Source organism: Acetobacter sp. AC2005, from assembly GCF_037901235.1.
Classification (GTDB): Bacteria; Pseudomonadota; Alphaproteobacteria; order Acetobacterales; family Acetobacteraceae; genus Acetobacter; species Acetobacter oryzoeni.
On sequence record NZ_CP149625.1, the window covers coordinates 1,133,817 to 1,145,483 of the forward strand.

Annotated in this window: 9 protein-coding genes; 6 read left to right on the forward strand and 3 right to left on the reverse strand. The window is 55.1% G+C overall.

All coding sequences use genetic code 11. The features are described 5' to 3' along the window. The first annotated feature begins 80 nt into the window (after positions 1-80). Positions 81-835 (forward strand): IS5 family transposase gene (locus QQM41_RS05580; protein ID WP_088365012.1). Its coding sequence is split into 2 segments (ribosomal slippage): positions 81-411 and positions 411-835, totalling 756 coding nucleotides; the frame shifts between segments, so codons are not numbered across the junction. A 68-nt stretch (positions 836-903) separates the two neighbouring features. Here the strand turns inward: QQM41_RS05580 and QQM41_RS05585 are convergent. Continuing rightward, positions 904-2,931, reverse strand: a complete 2,028-nt coding sequence (locus tag QQM41_RS05585; RefSeq protein WP_339077959.1) for a S9 family peptidase — start codon at positions 2,929-2,931, stop codon at positions 904-906. Between the two features lie 110 nt (positions 2,932-3,041). On the opposite strand from QQM41_RS05585, the gene QQM41_RS05590 reads away from it, so the two are divergent. After that, entirely contained in the window at positions 3,042-3,704 is a 663-nt protein-coding gene (locus QQM41_RS05590; RefSeq protein WP_339077960.1) for a DedA family protein, read from the forward strand. Further along, positions 3,701-4,651, forward strand: coding sequence for an SDR family oxidoreductase (locus tag QQM41_RS05595; RefSeq protein ID WP_050819009.1), 951 nt, complete (start codon positions 3,701-3,703; stop codon positions 4,649-4,651). The genes QQM41_RS05590 and QQM41_RS05595 overlap by 4 nt, the downstream gene beginning before the upstream one ends. A 53-nt stretch (positions 4,652-4,704) precedes the next feature. Here the strand turns inward: QQM41_RS05595 and QQM41_RS05600 are convergent, their stop codons facing one another. Next, positions 4,705-7,053: a helicase-related protein gene (locus QQM41_RS05600; RefSeq protein WP_339077961.1), complete on the reverse strand. Its 2,349-nt coding sequence runs from the start codon at positions 7,051-7,053 to the stop codon at positions 4,705-4,707. 318 nt (positions 7,054-7,371) lie between these two features. Between QQM41_RS05600 and QQM41_RS05605 the strand changes: the two genes are divergently transcribed. From QQM41_RS05605 to QQM41_RS05615, 3 genes are read left to right on the forward strand one after another with little or no spacing between them, the layout of a single operon-like run. Then, positions 7,372-8,268 (forward strand): ferredoxin--NADP reductase, encoded by an 897-nt coding sequence (locus tag QQM41_RS05605; RefSeq protein ID WP_050819007.1) that lies wholly within the window; start codon positions 7,372-7,374, stop codon positions 8,266-8,268. Positions 8,269-8,328: 60 nt separating this feature from the next. Continuing rightward, complete coding sequence (gene gorA / locus QQM41_RS05610; RefSeq protein ID WP_128104760.1) at positions 8,329-9,726, forward strand: glutathione-disulfide reductase; 1,398 nt, start codon at positions 8,329-8,331, stop codon at positions 9,724-9,726. A gap of 6 nt (positions 9,727-9,732) precedes the next feature. Next, a complete protein-coding gene (locus QQM41_RS05615; protein ID WP_339077962.1) occupies positions 9,733-11,097 on the forward strand; it encodes a dihydroorotase in 1,365 nt (454 codons plus the stop codon). A 94-nt stretch (positions 11,098-11,191) separates the two neighbouring features. Here QQM41_RS05615 and QQM41_RS05620 read toward each other — a convergent pair whose 3' ends face one another. After that, positions 11,192-11,656 (reverse strand): hypothetical protein, encoded by a 465-nt coding sequence (locus tag QQM41_RS05620; RefSeq protein ID WP_003629813.1) that lies wholly within the window; start codon positions 11,654-11,656, stop codon positions 11,192-11,194. Positions 11,657-11,667: the final 11 nt, after the last annotated feature.

Consider the following 11,667-nt stretch of genomic DNA (forward strand, 5'->3'; position numbering starts at 1 on the left):
CCCTGAGTGTGGCACGTGAGGGTTGTAGTTTGTGTCTGCGTGTGCTGACTGTTTTCCCGTTTTTTGGAGGAGACAGAGAGATGCGGCGCTATAGTTTACGCGATGACCAGTGGGAGCGGATAAAGGATCTTCTTCCCGGTCGAGAAGGCTATGTCGGCGGCACTGCGGCGGACAACCGTCTGTTCGTGGAGGCGGTGCTGTATCGCTATCGCGCGGGCATTCCATGGCGCGACCTTCCTGCCCGTTTCGGGGACTGGAAAAACGTGCACCGGCGTCTGCGCCGCTGGTGTGAAAGCGGCGTCATCGAACGGATATTTCGTTATCTGGCCGCTGATCACGACAACGAATACATGATGATCGACAGCACAATTGTCCGGGCGCATCAGCATAGTGCAGGAGCTCTCAAAAAAGGGGTACGGATCAGGCCATCGGACGATCACGAGGCGGGTTGACTACAAAGATCCATGCCATCTGCGACGCTCTGGGCAATCCGGTGGAACTCGGCATCACACCGGGACAGGATGCCGATATCACCCAGGCGGAACCGCTTCTGGAAAACATCGACCCGGAGGCTTTCCTTGCTGACAAGGCGTATGACGCGGACAGGTTGATCGATCGGCTGATACAGCGCGGGATTACCCCGGTCATCCCGCCAAAACGCAGCAGAACGACACGACGGAAAACCGATTTTTCTCTCTACCGCGAACGGAACCTTGTTGAGAGGTTCTTCAATAAACTCAAGCAGTTTCGCGCTATCGCAACCCGCTACGATAAACTGAAATCGACCTTCCTCGCAGCCGTGCAGTTCGCCTCAATCATCATCCTGCTTAACTGACGACACGCTGTAACCCTAAAAAAAAGGCTGAAGGTCATTTGCTCCTTCAGCCTTTTTTATTTCCGTGGTTAGTGCTGCACAGCAAATCCAAACACATTGGCATAAAAAGCCAATTCTTCTGCAAAGGCCGCGCGAATAGTCGCTTCCTTGCGGAAGCCATGCCCTTCCCCTTCAAATTCTCGTAAAGTCACCGGCGTTCCCACGGCTTTCAAAGCTTTGGCCATGGAATATGCCTGTTCTGGCGGTACAACTTTATCGTCCATTCCCTGCAATAGCAGCACGGGGGCGCGAATCTGATCCGCAACGGAAATTGGAGAGCGCTGCAGATAAAGAGCCTCAGATTCTGGCCACGGGCCAATCAAACCATCCAGATAGCGTGCTTCAAATTTATGCGTTTCCTGCGCCAAAGCGCGCAAATCAGTTACGCCATACAGGCTCACACCTGCCGCGAAGATATCTGAAACAGCCAACGCTACCAGCACAGTCATACCTCCTGCACTAGAACCCCGGATGGCAATACGATTCGGGTCTACACGCCCCGATTCTACAACGGCACGGCAAGCAGACAGACAATCTGCCACATCCACCACACCCCATTGGCCTTTAAGACGATTCCGCCATGCACGACCGAATCCGGTAGAACCACCATAATTCACATCCAGCACAGCAAACCCGCGAGACGTCCACCACTGGATTTTAAACGACAAACCTTCCTGCGCCCGTGCAGTAGGCCCCCCATGAACCTGCACAATCATGGGAGGACGCTCCCCCTTTGGCACACACACATGGCGGTTGGTTGGCGGATAAAAGAAGGCATGCCCCATCAAGCCCTCTTCCCCATCCACTGAAAAACAAATCGATTCGGGTATAGAAATGTCTGCAACAGCTAGTTGTTCGGTTGATGCGCGCTGCAAAATAATCTCTGCACCTTTCTCAGGCGTGCCCACCACAACAGAAGGCAGAGCATCTGGTGGCGCTTGCAACCAGGCAAAACGGCCATCGGCCAGAGGAACAGGGCATTGGTCCGGTTTGGCATGGAAGATGCGATACTCAGATGCACCGTCCTGTTTTATCCAACATGTTGCTTGGCCCTGCGTAACGGCCAGAACCAGACAGCCACCATTTTTGAGCAATTGATAGCTACTCTGCCCAAACACCCATGCTGGCTGCCCTACTTCCCCTTCTGGAGCAGGATAACGGGATAAGGTCGGGCTTTTTTCCTGCCAATTCACGTTCCATATCGTCCAACTTCCTGAACGATCAGACAAAACAAGCAATTGCCCATCAGATGTCCAGCGCGGCTCTATAAGCGATTCGCTTATTTGTTCGCCCGCAAGCACACGAGCATCTTCAATACCGCAGATGTCACCCGAAGCATTTCTCTGAACACGGGCAAGGCACAGGCGCGTGGCATCCCACGGCATGTTGGGATGATCCCACTCAACCCATACCAACAATGTTCCATCTGGTGACAAAACCGGAGCGGCATAAAAATCTGCTCCAGCTTTCAACACCGTACCGGCTTTGTTGCCTTGAGGGTGCAATGCCACCAGTGCCGTTTTAGCCTCACCCGCTTCTCGGTGATCTTCCCGCACGGCCAGCACTGTTTCGGAACTTACGTCAAACCGCAGATCAGCAAACCGAAGCCCTGCCTCTCCAGCCACAAAAACTGCCGCGGTATCTTCTTCCCTGCGCAGCCACACGCTTCCTGTACGTTTATCAGAATACGCAATGCAGCCTCTTTTTACAGCATAAGCGCCACCGCCATACTCATGCACACGGGTTGCCACATCTGTATCTGGCTCCAGTGCTTCAGAGGCACCTTCTTCCTGCGTCCAACGCATCAGCACAGAGCGGCCTGCCTCTGCGGGCCGTCGTTCCAGCCAGAAAACCGTATTTTCTACAGCCCGAACCTCGGAAAAAGACAGTGTCTTTCCTGCCACCAGATCCGGCGTAACAGGGGAAGGCCATGTGCCACACGGCATTGGCGTGACAGAAGAAGAAAGAGGAGGTGTGTTATTCATGCTGGTATTTTTTACCATTCTGGCAGTTGCATCCAGAAAAACATGCACCCGGACACCGCACGTGTTAAGCATTGCAGCATACGCTCTTACGCAGAATGCTTGACACAACAGAACCTGAACGGTTTCTGCCGTGAGCAATCTCGTGCTCTGTCTAAATTGGATGTTCTGTTCTGTTACACTCTTTGCACAATTTCTTTTCGGTAGATTACCTGAGCAGCCTTTTCGCCCAATACGGTTATGGGGTGGTAGGGGTTGTGGTAATGCTAGAAAGCATGGGCTTTCCGCTGCCTGCAGAAAGCCTGCTTATTACCGGAGCGCTGTTTTGTGCCACAACGCACAAGCTGCATATTGAGGGCGTAGCGCTGGCCGGTGTGCTGGGTGCCATTATGGGCGACAATTTCGGCTATCTAATTGGCCATCTTGTTGGGCTGCGGATGTTGCAGAAATATGGCCCAAAAATTGGCCTGACATCTCAGCGCCTTTTGTTAGGACGCTATGTTTTTCTCAAACACGGTGGCCCGGTTGTATTTTTTGGACGGTTTATTGCCGTACTGCGTATGTTTGTAGCCTTGCTGGCCGGAGCGAACCATATGCCGTGGCATACGTTTTTATTCCATAACGCGCTTGGCGGCATATTCTGGGCCGGTGGTTACACGCTGATTGCCTACCTGCTGGGGAACGAGATCCTTCGGCTTTCCGGGCCGCTAGCTATCGCCTTTGGGGCAGTGGCCTGTATTGTCATCGGGTCTTTGTTCATATTCATCAAGCGCAATGAAAAACGTCTGACGGAGGAAGCCATGAAAGCAGCCGAGCAGGATGAATGCTTGAAAGTTCTTCCCTCATGACAGGGCGCAGAGCATGGCGCGTTAACCACAGCCAGCCTGATCTGAAAGGGCAGGTTGCCCTTGTAACCGGTGGCAATAGCGGGCTGGGTTTTCAGGTTGCTTTAGGGCTTGCCCACAGGGGAGCACGTTTATTGCTGCCCGTAAGACACGCAGAGCGTGGGCGTGAAGCCATATCCCGCATCAAAGCAGAATGCCCAACGGCACAGATTATTCCTTTACCGCTGGATCTTTCTTCGCTCCAGTCTGTCGCGGAATGTGCTGCGGCTGCCACAAAATACACAGACCGGCTGCATCTGCTGGTGAACAACGCGGGCGTTATGGCCCCGACACGCCGCAAGGAAACCAAAAACGGCTTTGAGCTTCAGTTCGGCGTGAATCATCTGGGGCATTTTGCCCTGACAGCCCATTTGCGGCATTTGCTGGAAAACGCTCCAGGCGGCGGGGTTGTTGTGAGTGTGGCCAGTTTGGCAGCCTGCAAGGGCCATATTCAGTTTGATGATCTGCAATCCCGCTATCGCTACAGCCCTTTTGGGGCATATCAGCAAAGCAAGCTCGCCAATCTGCTTTTTGCTATGGAACTGGCGCGCCGGGCGGGTGAACAGGGATGGAATGTGCACGCACGCGCAGCACATCCCGGTTGGGCCAGCACATCCATTATTGCCAATGGGCAGGCTGCTAGTCTGCCCGCGCCCCTTGGTCGTATTGAGCAATTTCTAGGCGGCATGATTCTACGCGTTATGGGGCAATCCGCCGCGCATGGGGCTGAGCCCATTTTATACGCGGCACTGTCCCCCACCGCCCGAGATGGGGATTATTACGGCCCGCAAGGACATCATGAACGCCGCGGACCACCCGGACCAGCCCATATTCCTCCTACGGCGCGCAAAGGCAGCACTGCCGCACGCCTATGGGATGTTTCTGAAAGACTGACCGGCACAAGCTGGTAATATCTTATAATAAAGGTGGTGTCTCATAAACCAGACACCACCCTTTATTGTATTCAGAAGCGAGTCGAACGGCGTGTACGGCTCTGCTGCCGTAATACGCTTTCAATCCAGTCATTCAGCCTGCGTGTTGTGTCTTCTGCTTCTTCCCGATCTGGGTAAATTTCAGGAAAGCGTAGCGCCAGCCAACGCCATGCTACCAAACGCTTGTGCCGTTTTTCAGCACGTTCCAGTTCTTCACGCCCTGCCCGCTCACTTGGAGGCAAACGGCCAGTTCCCGGCGGAAGCACACGCCGCCCTGCGGCATGGTCTGCGGCCCAACCTACCAGACGGCGGATTCCATTATCTCGGTCATCCACCGGGCACATGGCGTAAGACCAGCGCGTTGTCAGATCCAGCCCTTCCACCCCTTCCAAGGCAGAAGCAATGGCAAAAGCCTGCTCCATATCTGACAACCGATAATTCGGATCATCCTTACGCAGCACGGCACGATGAATACGTGAAAGAACACCGTACAGACTTTGAGAGCCAATTTCTGCTGCCACAGCTTTTACGATATCGGCATCAGGCTGCACGTATGGCCGCAAATCATCAGGCTGTTCGGGGTCTGCTTCCAACTGCCGACGAATAAAGGTTGGGCTGCCTGCACCAGCAAGAACAGCAACAACGCCGGTTTCGTGCTTGCCAAAACGGCCTGCACGCCCGCCAATCTGCTTTACTTCCTGCACGGTCAGATCCCGCGTCTGGCGGCCATCATATTTTTTCAGGGCTGCAAACACCACGCGCTTGATGGAAAGGTTAAGCCCCATGCCAATGGCATCTGTGGCCACCAGAATATCGGCTTCTCCATCATTAAAACGCTGGGCTTCTGCACGCCGCACCTCCGGGCTTAACGCCCCATACACCACGGCCACACGCTTGCCGTGCTGAAGCAGGGCTGCGCGTAAATCCAGAACCTCCCGGCGGGAAAACGCAATCAACGCATCCCCTGCCCCCAGATCCGCCAGCCGCACAGGGTGCGATGCTGCGCGCAGCGGACTTTTGCGTTCCAGAGAAATTTCATCCAGTGGATCTCCGCACAATTCGGCAATACGCCGCACCATGGGAATACAATCTGGCGCGCCCAATACATATAAGTGGCGTGCAGGTGCACCCATAATGGCGGCTGTCCACGCGGCACCACGGTCTGTATCAAACAGCATCTGGGCTTCATCAATAACAGCCACATCTACAGGGCTGTAAAACGGGCACATTTCCACCGTTGCAGCCAGATGCTTGCTGCCCGGCACCACAATCCGTTCTTCACCCGTAGAAAGAGAGGCCTCGACACCTCTGGAAGCCAGTGCTTCACGAAATTCATGCGCCAGCAACCGCAACGGAGCCAAAGCCAAGCCGCTTTCAGCCTGTGCCAGTGCATTCAGGGCCGTATAGGATTTGCCGCTATTGGTTGGCCCCGTAACAAGGGTAATCTGTCTGTTAAGCGCGCGGGCAGTACGAAAATGCGCGGCATATCGGTCTAACGCAGCCACACGGGCAATAACGGAGTTGGCAACCTTGCGGCCCATATCCGGTGCCGTTTTAGGGCCGCCAAATTCTGCCCCGCGGCCATTGTCTTTCCGCCATTCACCCAGCTTGCCACGCAAAGCCACCAATGCGGCGGGGTCAAACTCCCACTTCTCCCGCCCGCCGGATTCGCGCACCTTTCTGGCAACTGGCAGACGATTCTCTGCAATCCAGCGCAAGGCCTCACGTTGGGAGCAACGCAGCAGGCGCGGTACTTCTGCAAACGGAACAAGACTTTCTTCCCACTCTCGCAGTTGCGCTTCTTCCTTGTCGCGCTTCTGGCGGGCTGTCTGTTCTATTTTGCTGGCGGTCTGCTGCCTGCGGGCTTCCTCCCGCCGGGCTGTTTCAAGAAACGGATCTCCCTCTGGCAAACCAAACGCCACGGCAATAGCCATAAGCAGCAGATCTGTCTGATCGGGGGAAAGCACACGCCCTGTATCCACCAGATCAGCCTGCACTGTTTCAAACACAGCCCGAGGTGTTGCAGCATATCCACGCAGGCGAGACTCGGCCACAGGTGCTAGCGCGCGCTCTAGCTCCTGATCACCAGCCTGCGGGTCTGTAATACCGGAAACAGCTTCTTCTATTTCTTCCCGGCTGATCCAGATACGCCCGCTGCGGCGTGTTTTATCCAGCAAGCGGGAAATCCAACGCTTGCGCCGCACCTGGCACAAAACCTGAAGGTAGGTTTCATCCGGCACCTCATGGGCGCCGGGCTCAAGATTACGGGCAAGGCGGCGGAGAACTTCGTGTTCTTCCTTCGCCTCTGGGGCAATAGTGGTGCGGGCTACAGCGCAGGCAAGGGCCTGACGGGCTGGAGAAGCAGAGCTGTCTGACGTCATGCTTTCTCTCTTGCGTCATCCTGCGGGCCGGAACAATGCCTTGGCGGCATACTTCATGCAAAATAAATCAGAAACCTGCCTTGCCCCTACAGCCCGATTTGGCCATTGTGGCGCCCCCAACCTACCCAGCAGACAGAAGCGGCAGGCGGTTTTCAGCCAGTTACGTGTTGCGCGAACACGTTGTGTGATGAATTTACACTGGCATTAGACGCCTCACCCTTCTAAAAACGCCGCCAGCAAGAAATTCACGGTGCTTTTGTATCTACTACGCAAAGGCACATTGTTCTGATCTGCTACAAGCGGAGTACATAGCGGTCCATGTCTGAAACCATGCTTGAAAACGATATCCTGCCACGGATGTCTGCCTCTGAAGTGCCCAGCGGCCTGCTGCCTGTTGATGGACAGGAAGGCGTGTGGCATCTGGCCCCGCCTACAAAAGAATACGGGCACCTTTACCCTGCCAAGGTTCTGACCGTTCATCACTGGACGGACCGCCTGTTCAGCTTCACCACCACCCGTGACCCCGGCCTGCGCTTTGAAAACGGCCAGTTTGCCATGATCGGGATTGAAGTAGACGGCAAGCCCCTGCTGCGTGCCTATTCCATTGCATCCCCCAACTATGCGGATGAAATGGAATTTCTTTCCATTGCTGTGCCCAACGGCCCGCTAACATCCCGCCTGCGCCACGTAAAAGTGGGTGATACGGTGCTGATCGGCCGCAAACCAACCGGCACGCTGTTGCTGGATAACCTGCGCCCCGGCCGTAACCTGTATTTCCTGTCCACCGGCACAGGGCTGGCCCCGTTCATGAGCCTGATCAAGGATCCGGAATGCTACGAACGGTATGACCACGTTATTCTGACACACACCGTGCGTCTGTCTGGCGAACTGGCATATTCCAACCATATCCGCCACGAACTGCCGGAACACGAGTTCCTTGGTGAAGAAATCAAGGAAAAGCTGCTGTATTACCCAGCCGTTACGCGTGAAGACTTTGCCGTAACAGAACGCATCACCAAGCTGATTGAATCGGGCAAGATCTTCAAGGATCTGAACATTCCTGAGCTTGATCCCGAACATGATCGCGTCATGATCTGCGGTTCTCCGGAAATGCTGGCTGATACGGAAGCCCTGCTGCGTGCGCGTGGGTTTGATGAAGGCAACATGTCCACCCCGGGCGCATACGTGGTGGAAAAAGCGTTTGCCGAACGATAAGGCACGCGTTTTTATGCCCAACACCGCCGCTTAAGACACATTATTAAAGGAGCACGCCCCATGAGCTATGATTTTGATCTTCTGGTTATTGGGGCGGGCTCCGGCGGCGTACGGTGCGCGCGCATTGCGGCCAGCCACGGTGCGCGTGTTGCCATTGCAGAAAGCCGACACTGGGGCGGTACCTGTGTGAATTTGGGCTGTGTGCCCAAAAAGCTTATGGTACAGGCCAGTGAATACGGTGATATGGTAGATGACAGCCACGGATTTGGCTGGACCTCTACCCGCGGCACGCATGACTGGGGCAAGCTGATGGCCGCCAAGGATCGGGAAATTACCCGCCTGAACGGCATTTATGTCTCCATGCTGGAAAAAGCCGGCATTACGCTCCTTACCGGCCATGCCAGATTTGTAGATGGGCACACTGTCCGCATTGAACCTTCCCCCCTTGCGCCGGATGAAGCCCCCCGCACCATTACGGCAGAACGCATTGTTATTGCCACCGGTTCCACACCCGTAAAACCAGATATCCCCGGCGCAGAACTGGCCATTACATCAGATGAGGCCTTTCACCTGCCGCAACGGCCAGAACGGGTGGTTATTATTGGCAGCGGGTATATCGGGCTAGAGTTTGCCGGTATCTTTGCAGGCTTGGGTTCCAAGGTAGATCTGGTCTATCGGCGTGATTTGCCCTTGCGCGGTTTTGATGAGGAAATGCGCAGCGCCATGGCAGAAGCCATTGATGCACGCGGCATTACCCAGCACCGCCACGCCTGTTCCACCGCCATTGCCAAAGAGGGCGCAGACCTTGTGGTAACGCTGGATAATGGCCAGCGCCTGCACACAGATTGCGTATTTATGGCAACGGGCCGACGCCCTAAAATTGATGCGTTGGGGCTGGAAAATACAGCCATTACCACCGCAGATAATGGGCGCATCAAGGTGGATATGAATAGTGAGACAGCCCAGCCGGGCGTTTACGCCATTGGGGATGTTACAGACCGTATCAACCTTACCCCTGTTGCTATTGCAGAAGGCCATAATCTGGCTGACCGCCTGTTTGGCAAAGGGCCTGCCCGCCAATGGTGCTATGCCACAACCCCCAAGGCTGTTTTCTTCTCCCCTCCGCTGGCAACCGTTGGGCTGACAGAGGAAGAAGCCGCCCGCAATGGCGTGGTAGACATTTATTTCACACGCTTTACCCCCATGCGGCACACTCTGACCGGCCGCACACGTAAAACAGTGATGAAGCTGGTTGTTGACCAAAAAAGCCAGAAGGTTGTGGGCGTACATATTCTGGGGGATGACGCACCAGAAATGCTTCAGGGTGTTGCCATTGCTGTAACGGCTGAACTGACAAAAGCAGATTTTGACCGCACAATCGGTATTCACCCCACATCGGCTGAAGAGCTGGTGACCATGCGTACCCGCACGCGGGAAACTCCAAAAGCTGAAGGATAATTCCCTATGGCACCTTCTGCCCCTTTTATTGGCGACCAGCGCGGCCCCTTTGATCTGGCATTAAAAGGTGGTTCCGTTGTGCTGCCTGATGGCACAGTGGAAACCACTGTTTACGTGAAAGATGGCACCATTGCCGCCATTGGCGGGCAGGCTGATGCCGCCCGCACCATAGACTGCACAGGCCTGACCATTCTGCCGGGCGTTATAGATACGCAGGTTCATTTCCGTGAACCGGGTGCAGAGGAAAACGAAAACCTCGAATCCGGTAGTCGTGCTGCTGTGCTGGGTGGGGTAACGGGTGTGTTTGAAATGCCCAACACTAAACCCACCACCTCTACGCCAGAAGCGGTGGCAGACAAGCTGGCACGCGCAAAAGGCCGCATGTGGTGTGAACACGCCTTTTACGTAGGCGCTACGGTTGATAACGCCGACCAATGCGGTGAACTGGAAAAACTACCGGGCACTGCTGGCATCAAGGTGTTTATGGGCTCTTCCACCGGCAGTCTGCTGGTTTCGGAAGACAGTATGCTGGAACGCGTGCTGAAATCTGGTCAGCGCCGCGTGGCCATTCATGCCGAAGATGAAACCCGCCTGAAAGAACGCATGGCGGAACGGATTGAAGGAGATCCTTCATCCCACCCCGTTTGGCGGGATGATGAAACAGCCCTGCGTGCCACCACACGTGTGCTGCATCTGGCCCGCAAAACCGGGCGACGCGTGCATGTGCTGCACATCACCACCCCTGCAGAACTGGCTCTCATTGCCCAGCACCGCGACGTGGCAAGCTGTGAACTCACCCCCCAGCATCTGACACTGGCGGGGGAAGAAGCCTATCCCCGCCTCGGCACCTTTGCGCAGATGAATCCGCCAATCCGTTCTGGTGCACATCGTGATGGCCTGTGGCATTGGGTATCCCAAGGCTTGCCAGATGTGATTGGGTCTGACCATGCGCCCCATAGCAAGGAAGCCAAAGGCCGCACCTATCCGGCCTCTCCCTCTGGTATGCCGGGCGTGCAAACGCTTCTGCCCCTGATGCTCAACCATGTTGCGCACCATCGGCTCACACTGCGCCGCTTGGTGGATTTAACATCCGCTGGCCCACAGCGCCTGTTTGGCTTGGTGCGTAAAGGCCGCATTGCCGTTGGGTATGATGCAGACTTCACGATTGTGGATCTGAAAGCCCAGTGGACGATCAAGGAAGAATGGTTGGCCTCACGCTGCGGGTGGTCTCCTTTTACAGGAAACACCATTACTGGCCGCCCTGTTGGCACCATTATCCGTGGTCATCAGGTGATGTGGGAAGGCACATTGGCAGACAAAGCCATTGGTGAGCCTTTCCGTTTTGATGCCACAGACAGGCCTGCAGGCTAAACCTCCGGCGCTGCCATTCAGCGCATAGCAAAAACCCCTTCCACCGTATTGGTGGAAGGGGTTTTGTTTTTATGGCGCTATACGTTTGTAAAAATCAGGGAAAGCTGGACCGTTTATAGGGGTAACGGTCAACCATCATCCGCAAAGGCGCAAACTCCTTGTTGGAAAATGACCTGTAATGCACCTGTGAGCCATCCGGGTTTTCAACAAACACGGTAGAGTTCCAATCTGCGGCACTGATACCTGTCCAAAGTGTAAGCACCAGTGCTTCCTTGCCTTGGGCGTCGTTCAGCACCATGCGGGCATCGCCCGATGATGGCGGCGTACGTGTTAACGGCCCCCAGCCACCTTTGTTATCCTTAAACCAGTCATTCACCGCTTTTACTTCATCTGGGCTGAGAGCACGTGTGCGGTGCATGGGGCCAACATCCAAAGTGCCGCTGGCCACTTGCGGAAAGGAAACCGGCTTCAGGTTAGGTAGCGCCACTTTCCAGATCAGCGCTGCCGTACTGAGCGTAAAAATAAAAAAGCCAATAATAAAAGCCGTCTCTTTCCGCATTATCTGTATCT

Coding starts and splice junctions, on each gene's coding strand:
- QQM41_RS05585 (WP_339077959.1), bottom strand. CDS start 2,931: ATGCTTAACACGTGCGGTGTCCGGGTGCATGTTTTTCTGGATGCAACT.
- QQM41_RS05595 (WP_050819009.1), top strand. CDS start 3,701: ATGACAGGGCGCAGAGCATGGCGCGTTAACCACAGCCAGCCTGATCTG.
- QQM41_RS05600 (WP_339077961.1), bottom strand. CDS start 7,053: ATGACGTCAGACAGCTCTGCTTCTCCAGCCCGTCAGGCCCTTGCCTGC.
- QQM41_RS05605 (WP_050819007.1), top strand. CDS start 7,372: ATGTCTGAAACCATGCTTGAAAACGATATCCTGCCACGGATGTCTGCC.
- gorA (WP_128104760.1), top strand. CDS start 8,329: ATGAGCTATGATTTTGATCTTCTGGTTATTGGGGCGGGCTCCGGCGGC.
- QQM41_RS05615 (WP_339077962.1), top strand. CDS start 9,733: ATGGCACCTTCTGCCCCTTTTATTGGCGACCAGCGCGGCCCCTTTGAT.
- QQM41_RS05620 (WP_003629813.1), bottom strand. CDS start 11,656: ATGCGGAAAGAGACGGCTTTTATTATTGGCTTTTTTATTTTTACGCTC.